Here is a 15218-nt window from a genome sequence, read left to right as displayed (position 1 = left end):
GCCGTTCGCTGTTCGCATCGGCTTTGTTATTTTAGCACATCTCTTTGTGCTTGTCAAGTACTTTTTTAAACTTTTTTCGAAGCTCTTTCGAACTTCTTAAGTCGTACCAGACTGTGTTGCTTTGTCTCTTTCGCAGCAACTCTGATATTCTATCAAAGTCTTTCCGGTTTGTCAAGTACTTTTTTCATCTTTTTGATTCCGTCCCCGGATCGTCTGGATGATTCCCTGACTGCCTGTATCTCTCAGGCTCCGTTGCTTCTGCGTTTCCGCCGCAACGTTTGATATCTTACCACTTCTCTTTCTTTTTGTCAACAACTTTTTTGATTTATTTTTTTCAAGTTGTTTTTCAAAGAATTAAGGGCATAAAAAAATATCTTAGAATGTTGAACGGAGAAGGAGGGATTTGAACCCTCGCACCGCGTAAACGGTCTACACCCTTAGCAGGGGCGCCTCTTCAGCCACTTGAGTACTTCTCCTGAATCAGCAATTCGTCTGATATTGTGCTCACATCTCTGTGACGCTCATTTATTATAATAAATTCATTTTGAAATGTCAACTGATTTTTTGCTTTTTCTTTATTTATTTTTTCATGGTTCACTTGCAAAGTGAAATTTACTTTTTTCATCTCACATCTGATATAAAAATATGGACAATTCCTTCTTGAATATAAATAAGAAATTGCCCATATCAAATATTTATTCTTCTTTATTTTTTCAGATACACATCACTGTACTGAACACCAAACTGCAGTGCCGCCTGATGGTTATTCATATAGATATCTACATGTCCATATGGCGTTCCCAGATCTTCTACTGTATAGACCTGTCCATTGATGATCAATTCGGTTCCAAATGGCAGTCCTGCCATAGCTACCGTATGATCGATCGTCGGCATTGCTCCGCTCGCCGTAGGTCCGCCTGACCAGACTCCACAACAGATCGGACAGCTGCAATATGCTGTCAGCTTAAATTTGCCAAGGTATGAACCATATTCTGTGCTCTTCGCTATAACAGCATTATCATAGTAATCTGCTGCCATATCCTTTTTCTTCAATGCATCCAGTATGTCTGTATCCTCATTTGAAATAATACGGACTGCCCATACTGCATCGTTTTCATTTACAGTGCTTTCTATAATGCCCGTGGCACTGCTGTGTGCCTCGATCGTTCCGCCGTCACCAGTACTCATAACTACATGATAAATATAGCCATCCGATCTCTGATAAAAGATCAGATCGCCCGGCAATGCATCTTCTACCGGTATTTTGGTGGCACATTCTGCCTGGTCTTCCGCCACACGCGGAATGCTGTAACCAAATTCTGCATAAATGCTCTGTACAAAACCGGAGCAGTCTGCCCCTTTTGTCAGACTGGTACCTCCCCATACATAAGGATTACCCAGGAACTGCTTCGCATATTCTAACATAGAGGTGCGGATCAGTCCTGATACAGAAGCTTCTTTTACGGAAGTTACCGTGTAATAGCAGGCTTTGTTGTCTTCCGGTTTTACTTTTGCTTTAGCAAGGGCATAAGTATCCTCGCCTTTTTCTTCGATCTCTTTTTTCACTTCTTTTCCGGTTTCGAGCTGCTTTGTCTGTACAAATCCCCTGACATCATCTGATTCTACATAACTCCATTCCTGATCCTCATCATCCAGAATATAACACAGTCCGCCTTTTGCCAGTGTACCTACTACCTCCGGCTCCTGGTTCTTTTCTGTATCTTCACTCTTCTCCGATTTCTGATCTGTGCTTTTCTTTTTCTCGGATTCCTGTGTTTCACTTTCCCCGGAAGCACTGTCCGGCGTTTCGCTCTCTTTTGCAGAATTATCCTGCGTTTCGCCCTCTGTCACACTGCTGCTCTGTTTTTCACTTTCTGAGGCAGTACTTTCCTGCGTTTCTTTTTCTGTTTCTTCTTTTTTATTGTTCTTGGTTTCTTCCTGCGGAATAGAATCATAGATTTTGATTCTCTTTTTCGTCAGGGCGTATTTCTTTTTGGCTACTGCTTTGTATGCAGTTGTCTGTGTATGCAGAAACGCCTTATTTTCATAAGCTTCTTTGAGAACTTCGGCTGTCTCTATATTCTTTTCTTTTTTATGCTTTACATAACGTTCCGCTTTTTCGTCTGCCCATACATATTTTGCTTTTATGAAGCCTCTGGCTTTTCCGGATTCTACATAATACCATTCGCCATCGTCGTCTTCTTCCAGAATATGCAATACGCCAAGTGCATTGATCTTTCCTACTTTATCGGATTTTGTGTTTTTCTTTTCATAGAGATAAACATCATCTCTTTTTGATACAGCATATTTCTTTTCTACCTGAAAGAAACGAAAAGTCTGTTCTACTTTTGGTGACTCTATTTTCTGCTCCGTTTCCGTTTCTGTCTCAGTCTGATCGCTGCTTTCTGTCTCAGTTTCCGTTTCGATTTCAAACGGCATCTCTTCTATGGATACAAAACCTGCTTCTCGCTCTGTCGCTGCTTCGGTTTCCTGAGTTTCTGTCTCGGTTTCGGTTTCCGTCTGTGTCTCAGTTTCCGTTTCAGTTTCTGTCTCTGCCTCTGTCGCACTGTTGTCTTTTTGTGGTGCTGCATAGGCAGAAATGCCAACGGCTGAAGAAAGAAACAGGACGGCTGCTGCCGCTGCTATGTTTCGTCTATACATTTATTGCTATACTCTCTTTCTTGCTTTGATATATACTGCTGCCGAACCTGCCATCAGAAGAACCATAGCCGGAATATTGGTTGCATCTCCCGTCTTTGGTGCATTCTGGGTCGTCGTTGTGGAACTCGAACCTGATGTTGTTGAAGAGGATGATGCACTTGTCGATGCTGTTGTTGATGGTGTGGAAGTTGTAGCAGGTGTTTCTGTTTCTTTTTCTTCCTCTCCATCCGGCTGTGCTACCATACTTGCTGTCTCCACTTCAGATGTCAGATTGGTCGATCCGTTTCTTAATTCATCTACGGTCATGCTGATATTGAACTGCTGACCGGTTGTTGCATTGCCTGTCAGATTGAACCAGAGATCTACCAGAGTTCCTTTCAGCTTTTTCGGTGTTGTTGATGAAAATTCAATCACAATTTTACCTTCCGTTCCGGCACTGTCTGTCGGCTTGATAACTTTGATCGTCATACCTTCCAGTGCGTCGCTGTCCTCCGCATTGGAATCATCGTATTTCATCGCATTGGTATCATAGTTAATCGTTACTTTTCCATATGTAATCTCTTTTGTGCTGGATACGCTGTAAGTTGCTGAAATGCTCTCTTCTCCGCTGTATACCTCATCCGGCTCAAATTTGAATGTAACGTCCTTCTGTCCGGTTGTTGTCCCGGATGTTGAACTGCTTCCTGATGCAGAGCTGCCTGATGATCCGTAACCGGAACTTCCTGAAGAACTGCTGCCTGATGTCGAACTGCTTCCTGCCACACGGTTTGACGGTGTAGTGGAAGTCTGACTCTCTGTCTGAGTGGACGTCTGTGGCACTGCAAGGCTTTTGCCTGAACTTGATGTACTTGTCGTACGTGCCTGTCCTTTTGACGCAGATTTCTTTTCACTCTGGAGTTCAAGATAATCTGCATATTCTTTTTCCAGGTCGTATTTCTGGATTGCTTTTTTCAGTTCTTTCTCTGTGTCTGCTTTCAGAACGGTAACTGCCTTCACTTCCTTGCAGTCTGTAAACATCAGATTATTTTCCAGCTCACACTGGTTGAAGATCACAACCGTCTGTGGAACAAGCTCTGCTACCTCATAGACCATATCTTTCTGCATATCACTCAGTTCTACGGTTGGATATTTCTCGATTTCTGAATCTTTGTCTGTCTCGGATTCTGTTTCTGTTTCCGTTGCTGTTTCACTTTCAGATTCTGTCGTTTCTGACTGAGTTTCTGTTTCAAATTCAGTTGTATTCTCCGTCAGTGCCTCTGTCTCAAACTCTTCATCTGAAAATTGAAAAACAACCGCTGCCAGTTCCGGTACTTGATTTGCATCGATCTCTTCTTTTAATTCTTCGATCGTTACTTTTTTTACTTTTGCTTTTTCGGTTGTTTTATCTTCTTTTTCTCTTATATAAATAAAAGAATCTAATCCGTTTTCTTCCGGATCTTTCTCTTCTGTCTGCTCTGAAGCTGTCTCCTGTGTCTGCTCGGTATCCGCAGACTGTACAGTCCCTTCTTCAGCAGGCTGAAATCCAGCCTCTGTATTATCCCCTTCTGCTGCATATACTGTGACAGACATTGCAAGTAAAGCGGATGCTGTCAAAATGGTGCAAAGTTTATGCATTCTTTTTTTCATTTATTTCCTCCTCATGCTGCAATGCAATTTAGCACTGCGATGCTGCTCTGGTTACTTTTACCAAGCAGCACGATTTTTATTCCTAATTTATAGTATATTTATCTAAATGTAAAAGTCAATGTAAAAATCTCCTCTGTTTTGTTTGAAAAGCATGTTTTACATTTCTTTCACAAAATGACCATATTTTTGAACTTTACGCAGTAATGTAATCAGACATAATGGAATGAGCACTCCGGCAATCACATAACTGATGTGCAGACCGTAATCTGAATGTGGAAATTTTCCAATTTTTTCAGCATCTGTAATGCCATACACTGCTGAATAAATACGATCCACGATCTTAAATCCAAGAAAATGCAGTGCCATGATATGGAAACTTTCTTTCCCGACCATGGAAAAGAATTTTTCTGTATATGGATTTCTGCTCAGCATTTTTGCAAGTCCCATGCAGAAATAAATGCCAAGCAAGGTCACCGGATAAAAAAGTGCCGGATGTAAAATCTGATTGACCGAAAGTTCAATACTTCCCGGCATACGATTTAAGATTCCAAGAATCACGGCAGCACTTAAAATTGTTCCATACCAGGTAACGGTCTTGTCGAGTACATCCCATTTCTGTTTTGCAAAGTAACCAATATACATAACCGGAACTGCCAGCAGCGAGGTCTGTATCCAGTATTCCCAGGTCAGTTCCCGACTGTTTGCATATAACGCAACAGCAGCAAACAGAATACAGATGATCTTATGCCAATATTCCGGTTTTTTGCTTTTTTCTGCTTTACTGAATGCAATCGCAAACAGTGCTGTCCCGATGAAAAACATTGGAAGGAACCAGCAGGCTCCCAACAGTTCTTCGGTGTACTTCATCAGCAGACTCTGAACAATACAGGATATCATTTTGCTGATGCTGTAATGTTCGGTGCTGCTGATCATTTTTAAAGACACCAGTGTGTTATGTAACAGCGTAAACACGGTATTATAAAGAAACAGCATGCCGCCAAGCTTCAAAAGCCGCTTGCCGATATACTGTTCCGGGTGCTCATGGTATTCTCTTTTGTAAAAAAATCCCGCCACAAAAAAGAACACCATTAAATGATAACTGTATACAAATTCTCCCACACTGACGTTCAAGGCTGGTATCATGATTGAATAGCAGCAATGTCCCATCACAATAGAAATGATACCGATTGCCTTTACAATGTCCATTGTTGAATTTCTTTTTCCCTGCATTTTTCCTCTCCCTTAGCCTCTTGCTCCTCTGACAAAACGCTCCAAAACATCTGTGATAACTGTATTCTTCATCAGAATCAAAACAACTGCATAAACCAGTCCCGATACGATCACCGATACAAGAATCAGATAAATCTGATTTTCAATAACTTTTGCAGCCAGCATACAGCAGATCACAATCCCCACACAGCCAATGATCGTTGAGATCAGATTTCTTGCTGTGCAATTGATCTTTATGATTTTTCTTGACTCGTATGCGGATATCACACATACACATACTTCTGCGATAATCGTCGTAAAAGCCGCTGCACTTTCCTGATATCTTGGAATCAGGATAAAATTCAGTACAATATTTATCACTGCACTGAGGATTGTCGCAAACATAACAATTTTTTCTTTTTTGTAAGAAATCAACACACAGTTGGAAAAAAAGTTTGCAAACACAGCAAAGATAAGTGCAATACTGAGCAGCTGCAGCGGCACATAGGCCGCACTGTAAGAAACTCCTGCAAATTCTTCTACAATCGGTTTACTCAGGCAGAACAGCCCCACCATAGCCGGACAGCATATTGCTACCATATAATCAATCAGTTTTTTTCCAAGCTGTAATATCTTATCTTTTTCCTGTGTTCCGATATAAAATGCAAATCTTGGAATGACAACTGCCACAACTGCATTGAGCACCTGTTTTACAATTTTGTAGATTTTGGCTGCTGTTCCGTAAATTCCAACATGATAATCGTCCGTCAGCCATCCAAGAATTGTTGTATCTGAACTGATATAGATAGTTGCAGCGATTGTTGTCGAAAACACGATCATAATCGGTTTTAAATGTTTCAGAGGTGGTTTTTTGACCAGATGCAGCTGCACATATTTTCTTGCATGAAAAAACATAAACAATCCGGAACCGCTGCTTGAAATAACGGAAATAATAACATACTTGTAAAGGTCATCTGCACTGTGTACAAACAGCAGCATCAGGATGATAGATACGAACTGAAGAATAAACGTAACAAACGTAATATAACCAAAATCTTCATATATATTATAAATCCAGACAACGCTCAGCGTTGCCAGCAGAATTTCCAGGCTGAGGATCCCGATCACGATATTATAGCTCTTCAGCTTGTCTACAAACATAAGTGCCAAAAACAACAGGATATACGATACGATCGTTGCATAAAGATTGATAGAAAAAATCTCGCTTGCGAACTGATTCATTTTTTCCTGATCGCCCCGGTATTTTGTGCCTTCTCTTACAGCATAAGTGGTGATACCAAGAGCTGCGATCAGAGAAAAGTAACTGATAACCGATACGGAAAAATCGTATTTTCCAATCGCATTTACCTGAAGTACTCGTGTGATATACGGAAATGTGATCAGTGGAAATACCAGAGACAACACCGTTTTCATAACATTGAGCACTGCGTTTATTTTGATTGACTTTTCTTTCATGTGTCTTGCTCCTTATTTTTCGGACAACCTCTGTTTTCCTGTTACCAGAAAATATAACAGCCAATAATGTTTTTTATCGAATAAGTACCAGATCAGCCAGCCTGGCTTCGACTGCTTCTTAAGTGCTTCCGTTCTCTTTTTATCTGTCGGTTGCTGAAACACTGCTGCTGTGCGGAAATATTTTAAAAGCTCGATTCTTTTTCCAAACGGCATTTTTACTTTTTTCGGGCTTACATAACGCACGATCGTATAAATTCTTCTGGAAAGCTCTTCTACCCAAAATGCCGGAATCTGTGTTTCAATACCGGTCTGTGTTACCAGTCTGCTTTTATTTTCCAGACACTTCATCAACGAAGTGATATTGTTAATGTCTGTCTTTCCGCTTGTACTGTGTGCATACCGCATGATCCACACATAGTAAGTCTTCGGATTCAGTACAACACTTGGGCTGCACAGATAAATTTTCGTTATAAAATCCAGATCTTCATATCCAAACTTCATGGTTTCATCAAAATCAATCTGATTTTTCTGTAAAAAAGTTCTCCGGTAAATACCGGCCCAGATTCCTTCTCCGGCTTTGTTGATCTGATCAAAATTTGCAGCAAACTGTGAACTGCTGTATACACCTGCTTTAAAAGAGGTCTTTTCTTCTGCGATCACTTTGCCGTCTTTGACCGTGCGATAACTTCTTGAATAACGCACCACATCTGCATCATATTTTTTTGCAAGTGCATAATTATCTTCTAAAAGTTCCGGGAGATAAATATCATCATTGTCACAGAATGCAATGTATTCTCCTGCCGCCATTTTCAATCCGGCATTTCTCGCAGAACAAATTCCGCCATTTGTCTTATGGATAACTTTCACCCTGGTATCTTTCGCTGCAAGCTGATCGCATATTTTTCCGCTTCCATCTTTTGATCCATCATCCACAAGGATTAATTCAAAATCCGAAAAAGACTGTTTTAAAATGCTCTGTGCCGTTTCCGGCAAATATTTCTCCGAATTATATACCGGAACAATTATACTGATTTTAATATCTGGCATATTTCTGTCTCCCATAGTCTATAATCCAAAGATCTGTGAGTTTTCCTTTGCTTCCAAAATGGCACGGAAAATATAAAAATCAGATGGATTTGTAATCTTGATATTTTCGGTCGGGCCTTCGAGTGTGTGAAGAGTATGTCCAAATTCTTTCATCAGACTTGCAGAATCAATCCTGTCAGTTTTATTTTCTTTTATCGCCTGACGATGCACATCAAGAATATCTTTCAGGTAAAAACTCTGCGGTGCTTTTGCTGTATAACAGCTTTTGCGGTCGATGATATTCGTAATCTCCTGTTCACCGCCAACCTGAATGATCGTCTCTGTTGCCGGTGTTACCGTGATCGCATTTCCCTTTTCTTTTACCATATTGATATTGTCATGGATTAATTTTCCGGATATCAGAGGACGTACTCCGTCGTGGATCAGGATAATGTCATCTTCACTCTCTGAGATTTCTTCTGCTGCACAAAGTCCATGATAGATGGATTCCTGACCGCAGGAACCGCCCGGCACAATTTTCTTTACCTTTGTGATACGATCCCGGTCCAGAAGATCTTCCAGATATTCAATATAGTCTTTCAGACATACAATCACGATTGCATCAATCGCTTTACATTTTTCAAAATGCTCGATCGTATGAATGATGATTGCTTTTCCGTTCATCTCAAGGAACTGCTTTGGCAGACCTTTTGTATTCATCCTCACTCCGGAACCTCCGGCAAAGATCAGTCCGATATTCATTATTCTTTATTCTCCTTCATATAAACATTGAAATCATGCGAGATCCTCTTATTTTCCGGAGGAAGCTGCATATAATCTCCGTACAGTTGTGTCAGATAGAAATCCCAGCATTTTGGTGCCGGAAACATATGTCCTTCAAATTCTACTTCCACCGGCTCTAAAAATTCTTTCGGCATTTTCTCCTGCGGTCCATACCCCCACAGAAAACCGCCCACATACGGCGACTTGTCGATCGGATACTCTTTTGATATCGCATTTAATTTATTGCAGAGTTTTTCCGTGTTGAGATGTTTGCAGATCGGGATCAGGACTCGCTTTGCAAGTGCCGCATACCAGGTAGCTCCTTTTCCCATTTCGCTGTAAGCCGTCAGTAGTATGGTCTTATAAAATTTAATTTTCTTAAATTTCTTTGCGATAATTTTTTCGTCATCCGGCATACCATCCAGTGGAAAAATATCGATCCAGATACCCGTTGTAAATTCTTCAGAAAGATACTTTTCTTTCAGTACCGTATTCGTATTGATCAGTTTGATAAATGGATAGATAGAATTACCAGATTTCCAGGAAACAATCTTTTCCACCGCATCTTGTTTCTGCTTTTTTTCCAGTCTCAAAAGCTTCTCAAAATCTTCACGCGGCATCAGAACATCGATATCATCATCCCACGGAATGAAACCTTTATGACGGACTGCACCAAGAAGTGTTCCTCCGCACAGGTAATATCTGAGCTTGTATTTTTTACATATCTCATCCAGTTTTAATAACAGGTTCAGTTCTATTTGTTTGATTTCTTCAGAGCTTAATTTTTTATTTTTCATCTGATAATTCCTCTCATTGTTTCAGCTTTACTTTTATCAGATCCTGCTTACCAGAAAAAACAGCAACCTGTCCAGTCCGATTTTTCTCAGTCTTAAGATCAGCCATGTTGTATATCTCTTTTTTGCCGGTTCTGATTTTAAATACTTCAATGCAATGTATTTGTTTTTGCAGATATCTCTGTCTATTTTATTGAGCAGTTTATTATACTGAATATATAATTCTTTCATTTTTTTTCCGCCGCATCCCTGACCATTATAAAGCATATTTGCCGTCAGTCCGGATACCAGGCAATAATTTAACAATGGCTGAGTCTCTCTGTCACACTTTACGGTATCAGCCAGTTTGTTCACTGTCTGAAAATATTCTTTTACGATACCGGTTCGATCGCTCTTGCTGCTCCTGGTAATAGACTCGCTATTCATATAGTAATAGTAACCGGAATATGCCATAAGTTCAACAACCGGATGAGATGCCAGACATCGATACATAAATCCTTCATCTTCGTAGCGTCTTACTCCATAAAAAGACAGATGATTATCTTCCAGAAATTTTCTCTTATATACTTTTGTGCAGGCACTGACATTCATCCATACAAATGTATCATCGTTGACATCGATCGGTGTTTCCGATAACTTTCCGTTTACATCACGGATATAACCGCCAACAATGATATCTGCATCTTTTTTCTGTGCTGCATGCATATAAGTTTCCAGAAAATTTCGTTTCAGATAATCATCGCTATCAATAAAGGCAATGTATTCCCCGGATGCCGCCTTCATTCCTCGATCTCTTGCAGCACCCAGGCCCATGTTTTGTTCCCCGTATAATATTTTTATTTTCTGCGGATATTCTTTCTGCATCTGCTCTATAATAGAAATGCTCTGATCCTGACCACAGTCATCCACACATAAAATTTCAAAATCCTGCCAGCTCTGATCCAGAATACTTTTCAGGCATCGTTTTATATATTGCTCTACATTATAAACCGGAACAATCACAGATACTTTGCTCATTTTTCCTCCTTGTCCGCTTCTTTGTTCTTTTTATTTTCATCTAATGCTATTTTCTGTACCAGCTCCTGTATTTTGTACTGAAGCTGTGAGATTTCAAGTGTCAGATTAAACGTCTTAATTAAAAGGATAAAGATAACAAAGAGAAATACTATATTTGCCGGAGACTGGATGCCCAAAAGCTCTGCAAGCCAGAACATCGGATCCGGGAAGACTGCCACCAGTATCAGCAGCAGTGAAAAAATGATCCAAAAAATAGAGTTTTCTATCTGCAGTTTGAATCTTCTCACTCTCTTCATAACGTTCATCATACTGAGCATGGATATGACAACCAGAATAATTCTTAAATAGATCGACATATTGACTCCCTTCTTAGTCTGCTTTTCTGCGTTTTCTGAAATTCTGGATAAACAGAATCGAAAGCATCATTCTGAGCATATAGGCGATCGATCTTGTCAGATTCAGATAACTTTCTCCTGCAGTTCTTTCATCCATTTTCACCTGCACATCCTTAACGGAAGCTCCCTGTTTGATCATGAATGAAATGGTATCCGGCTCTGGTCCGTAGTTGATATTGGATGCAAATTCGTGAATGATCTTCTTACTGTACATACGCATTCCGGAAGTAGGATCAGTCAGTACCTTCCCGGTTGAAAATTTGATTGCTCTTTCGATCATACGATTTCCTAACATTCGCATCGAGAATGGTTTTTTCTCCGTCACAAAACGGGAACCGATCACAATATCATATCCGTTTTCAATTTCTTTTAAAAGATCTTCGATATATTCCGGTCTGTGCTGCCCGTCCGCATCAAACTGGATCGCACAGTCATAACCTTCCTGATCTGCATATTTCAGTCCTGTCTGGAAAGCTCCTGCAAGTCCAAGATTGACCGGCAGGTCTATGATATTGTAGCCTTCCTGGTGACAGATCTGCGATGTGCTGTCTGCGGAACCATCGTTTACAACCACATAGTTATACTGTGGATAATGATCGATCAAATTAGACACTACTTTTTTGATATTTAATTCTTCATTATATGCCGGAATGATCACTAATACCTTCATTTTTCTTCCCTCTGTTGTATGTTATTTGATTTCTCACTTAAACGATAAACCCTGACAAGCGGTTTTGCAACCCATGCCGGCCAGAATTTTCGAAACATTTCATAGTCTTCTCTCCAGCGGATATCTCCATGAATGATTTCTGTCGTTGTTGATTTTTCATGAATACGATGATACATACCTATGTCTGATATATAACAGAAAGATCCCTCTTCTCTGGACTGCTTCTCCAGCATCATCCAGTCTACGTTGCTTGAGAATCTTACTTCAAACGGATCCCCCTTAAATTTTTTCCTGATGTAAGTTGTCGCCGGACAGCAGACCGGATTGCCGAACCTCAGAAAAAGGCGTTTAAAAAATCGCACATTCTGGAATCCCTGAACTCGCATCGGCAGCAGCAGAATACGTTTGATCGTGAGCAGCGTTGATTTCTGAACTTTTTCTCCATCTCTGAGTTCACCATAATCGGTAAACACAACAATCGGATCTTTACCTTTTTTCAGTTCTCCGAAAATCATTTTCAAATAATTCGGTTCATAGATATCATCCTGATGGGCGATCGTGATATAGTCTGTTTTTGCCTGTCTGTATGCAAAATTCCAGTCCTGGGCAATTCCGCCTTCACCTGTATTGATGTACAGCGGAATCTCATATTTCTCTGCCAGTCCCTGTATCCATTCATTTGGCGTTGAAGTAGCCATTATGATATTGCTTTTGACCGTCTGATTTTTTAGAGAAAGTATGCATTCCTCTAAATATGGACTTTCTTTGTATGCACAAATTGCAAACGTATGATCATTTCTTTTTGTCATTCTATTCCCCTATATTAATCTTCCCTGCAGCAATAATTCCCATACCGCTGCAATTTGCAGTATATTTGCAACAATAAATGATAGTTTTGCCAGTCCGTATTTACTGATTTCTACTTTTATTTTTGAATTTGAAAGCAATAATGCTCCAAGATAAATAAGCGGCAGATAATATCTTGCCTGCACACCGGCGATACTTGCCTCTCCTACCGGCGTAAAACTTAAATACATTGCACTCCAGATCAGCATTACCGTGATCAGAAAAATACCCCACATCAGGATTCGTTTCCATATCTCACAATTTGCCAGTCTGCTGCTGCCCTTTTCTTTCTGAAAAACCAGCAGGGTCAGCATCGGAAGCAGCAGGATACTCCATTTATCTGCAAGTGTTCCCCTTGATGCATAATTTAAAAACATCAGATTTCCGAAGAAATAATTATCGGAATCTATATTACCCAGATTTCGGAAATTGTCCAGCTGGAAAATACTTCCGAACATAAGCCGGATACTTGCCAGCGGATGTTTTACCATAGATACCAGCTGTCTTACAACGCTGGTATCTCCGCCTCGTGAATCGCCGCCATAAGCAATATTCCCCGACACTGTATTGGAAATAACCGGTAATACAAACGTTGCCATAACTACCAGGAATAATACTCCGATTCCGATCAGGAATAAGATTTTTTCTTTTTTATTCTTTTTATAAAACTGCGGCAGCAGAAGCATCAGCAATACCAGTGGAATATAAACTGCTTTTGAGAGACATCCGACGGACATCATAAATATTGCTCCGATCACAGAAGCTGTATGATAATACTTCGTTGACTGGAAAAATGCTTCTCTTGACCACTGGACACATCCCAGTGTAATGAACGAGAACACAACGCTGTCATACGTATAAGACGATGCCAGAAACAGCGGCGTCGGAAGCATCGCCACAAACGCCAGCAGTAATTTTCTGCTCTTTGCAAGGCGAATCGCCCAAAACATCACAATCACATACATCAGAAGATTGCCGAATTTTCCAAGTGCAAACACTGCCGAAAATGGAAGTTTCAAATTCTTTCCAATAAACAGAAAAACTGCCATCGGGATATATGCAATTTTATCATAGGAAATTCCTGACGTTTCCTGCGTCTCTTTCATAACAACTTCCGTGCCATGTTCATCCATATATGCTTTCAGAAGTTTATATTCTTCCTTTGTATTACATTTTGGATTAATGCGGTTCATAATGTTAAGTCCGGCTTCTGTCCATTCTACATTATGCCCGCTGGCAATTCGATAAGAATCCCGGAAATGAATCTGCTCGTCCCAGGAATTGCAGGTTGGCTGGGCCGCTGCAATGATCAACATGCCAAAACTCAGTGCAAATACTGCGAAATACCATTCTGTCTTCTTGATAAATTCTTTTTCAAAGAAAGTACAGTAAATCATCGCTCCGATCAGTAACACAAAAAAATAACGATACAGATTGATATCTGCTTTATTGGACAGAGATACTTTTGTCAGTTCTGCATCCTTATTCTTCTTCATGGTCATCTTCAGATAGGTGACTTTTTTATTAATGTTTGTTGAATATTCCGGCAGAAGTTTATTTACACAATCATGATATTTTTGCTCTGTTTCTTTGCCAAAATCATTGATTTCTTTTGTTTCTATATCATAGAACTCTTCATCTTTAAAATGCCCCTGCACATGGAGCATCTGAATATAAAGTCCTTTTGGAGCAGAAAATATAACCTGATATTCTTCCTGACCTGCACTCTCGCTGATGTACATATGATCGGTAATATCCAGATCATATGCATGTCCCCATGCAGACCGGTTTGCAAAAATCTCTACCAGCACTGCCAGCAGAATCACAACAATCGCAGCTATCAGTCTCTTATGTTTCTTAATATTATTCATGTTCTTTCTCCCTCTCATTCATACATATGATCAGGCTAAAGACAAAACTCATAGCCAGTAAAAATGCACAGGCCCATACATATGGTCGTTCTGGTTCTAAAGTTTCCACAATATAAAGAATTCCATTATAGTTCTGATAATTTGCATTGGTATAATCCAGGAAATATTCATCTGCCTTATTACCATATAAAGAAATCCTTGTCTGCGGTGAAATTCCACTTCCCTTTATTTCCAGCGTATAATCGCCATTGCATACTTCACCGTTTCCAAGAATCAGTTCTTTTGGTTTAATTTCATTCTTATTGACAAGAGCAAACAGCTCCTTCACTGCCACCGTCTGTTCTGAAATAGTCTCTCCATCGTGCTTCAATGAACATACAAGCTCTCCATCGGTATTTTCTCCCGATACATAAAAAAAGAGAGCTATGCCATATAAGTTTTCATCGTACAATGAAAACTGGATCTCAGCTGTTCTGCTGTTCGTGACAGCTCCAAGCTTGGGTATGGTATTTAAACTCTTGTATCGTTCTATGTCCGTATTGGTGTAGGCCGCATTCTTTCGGTCAACGGTAAAAACTACAGACCATAAAAGTGCCAGTACAAGAAATACATTTACTCCAAGCATGACAGCTTTTCGCTTTTTGCCCATAAACATCCTCTTTCTCCTTTAATCTCTGGTTATTGATTATAACAAACAATACTGTTAAAAACAAGACCCGAAAAACTACGCAGCAGTAATACGCACTCTCCCATAATTGATTTAATAATATAAATGTGAGTGAATTGTGATTCCTTCAAAAACAGAAGTAATATTTGACTGATTTCCTTTTTATTAGTAAAATAC

At 40.0% G+C, this 15218-nt stretch carries 15 protein-coding genes and 1 tRNA gene; all 16 read right to left on the bottom strand.

Annotated features, from left to right (window positions below; genetic code table 11):
* Nucleotides 1–171: 171 nt before the first annotated feature.
* Complete coding sequence (locus tag LKD42_RS04670; RefSeq protein ID WP_173887320.1) at nucleotides 172–312, bottom strand: hypothetical protein; 141 nt, start codon at nucleotides 310–312, stop codon at nucleotides 172–174.
* 76 nt (nucleotides 313–388) lie between these two features.
* Nucleotides 389–476: transfer RNA gene (locus LKD42_RS04665), tRNA-Ser, on the bottom strand.
* Nucleotides 455–625 (bottom strand): hypothetical protein, encoded by a 171-nt coding sequence (locus LKD42_RS04660; RefSeq protein ID WP_248834954.1) that lies wholly within the window; start codon nucleotides 623–625, stop codon nucleotides 455–457. The genes LKD42_RS04665 and LKD42_RS04660 overlap by 22 nt, the downstream gene beginning before the upstream one ends.
* A gap of 80 nt (nucleotides 626–705) precedes the next feature.
* A complete protein-coding gene (locus LKD42_RS04655) occupies nucleotides 706–2661 on the bottom strand; it encodes a C40 family peptidase (RefSeq protein WP_248834953.1) in 1956 nt (651 codons plus the stop codon).
* Between the two features lie 6 nt (nucleotides 2662–2667).
* On the bottom strand, nucleotides 2668–4287 hold the full coding sequence (locus LKD42_RS04650; protein WP_248834952.1) for a hypothetical protein: 1620 nt from the start codon (nucleotides 4285–4287) through the stop codon (nucleotides 2668–2670).
* Nucleotides 4288–4443: 156 nt separating this feature from the next.
* The gene (locus LKD42_RS04645) at nucleotides 4444–5517 is read right to left on the bottom strand and encodes an acyltransferase family protein (RefSeq protein ID WP_248834951.1); all 1074 of its coding nucleotides are present in this window, start codon (nucleotides 5515–5517) and stop codon (nucleotides 4444–4446) included.
* Nucleotides 5518–5529: 12 nt separating this feature from the next.
* On the bottom strand, nucleotides 5530–6972 hold the full coding sequence (locus LKD42_RS04640) for a flippase (protein WP_248834950.1): 1443 nt from the start codon (nucleotides 6970–6972) through the stop codon (nucleotides 5530–5532).
* A gap of 12 nt (nucleotides 6973–6984) precedes the next feature.
* Entirely contained in the window at nucleotides 6985–8019 is a 1035-nt protein-coding gene (locus tag LKD42_RS04635; protein WP_248834949.1) for a glycosyltransferase family 2 protein, read from the bottom strand.
* An 18-nt stretch (nucleotides 8020–8037) separates the two neighbouring features.
* Entirely contained in the window at nucleotides 8038–8760 is a 723-nt protein-coding gene (locus LKD42_RS04630) for an IspD/TarI family cytidylyltransferase (RefSeq protein ID WP_248834948.1), read from the bottom strand.
* Nucleotides 8760–9578 carry a LicD family protein gene (locus LKD42_RS04625; protein WP_022118207.1) on the bottom strand — a complete coding sequence of 273 codons (819 nt, stop codon included), beginning with the start codon at nucleotides 9576–9578 and terminating at the stop codon, nucleotides 8760–8762. The genes LKD42_RS04630 and LKD42_RS04625 overlap by 1 nt, the downstream gene beginning before the upstream one ends.
* Before the next feature lie 36 nt (nucleotides 9579–9614).
* Nucleotides 9615–10592 (bottom strand): glycosyltransferase family 2 protein, encoded by a 978-nt coding sequence (locus LKD42_RS04620; protein WP_248834947.1) that lies wholly within the window; start codon nucleotides 10590–10592, stop codon nucleotides 9615–9617.
* Nucleotides 10589–10948: a DUF2304 domain-containing protein gene (locus LKD42_RS04615; RefSeq protein WP_248834946.1), complete on the bottom strand. Its 360-nt coding sequence runs from the start codon at nucleotides 10946–10948 to the stop codon at nucleotides 10589–10591. Before LKD42_RS04615 ends, LKD42_RS04620 begins: the two co-directional genes overlap by 4 nt.
* 13 nt (nucleotides 10949–10961) lie before the next feature.
* Nucleotides 10962–11657, bottom strand: a complete 696-nt coding sequence (locus LKD42_RS04610) for a glycosyltransferase family 2 protein (protein ID WP_022118210.1) — start codon at nucleotides 11655–11657, stop codon at nucleotides 10962–10964.
* Nucleotides 11654–12466 (bottom strand): glycosyltransferase family A protein, encoded by an 813-nt coding sequence (locus LKD42_RS04605; RefSeq protein WP_022118211.1) that lies wholly within the window; start codon nucleotides 12464–12466, stop codon nucleotides 11654–11656. Before LKD42_RS04605 ends, LKD42_RS04610 begins: the two co-directional genes overlap by 4 nt.
* 9 nt (nucleotides 12467–12475) lie before the next feature.
* Nucleotides 12476–14374 carry a DUF2142 domain-containing protein gene (locus LKD42_RS04600; protein WP_248834945.1) on the bottom strand — a complete coding sequence of 633 codons (1899 nt, stop codon included), beginning with the start codon at nucleotides 14372–14374 and terminating at the stop codon, nucleotides 12476–12478.
* Nucleotides 14367–15023: a hypothetical protein gene (locus LKD42_RS04595; protein WP_248834944.1), complete on the bottom strand. Its 657-nt coding sequence runs from the start codon at nucleotides 15021–15023 to the stop codon at nucleotides 14367–14369. Before LKD42_RS04595 ends, LKD42_RS04600 begins: the two co-directional genes overlap by 8 nt.
* Between the last annotated feature and the right edge of the window lie 195 nt (nucleotides 15024–15218).

The sequence above is a fragment of the Hominisplanchenecus faecis genome, assembly GCF_020687205.1.
Lineage (GTDB): Bacteria > Bacillota > Clostridia > Lachnospirales > Lachnospiraceae > Hominisplanchenecus > Hominisplanchenecus faecis.
This window is presented reverse-complemented; position numbering and strand designations above follow the sequence as displayed.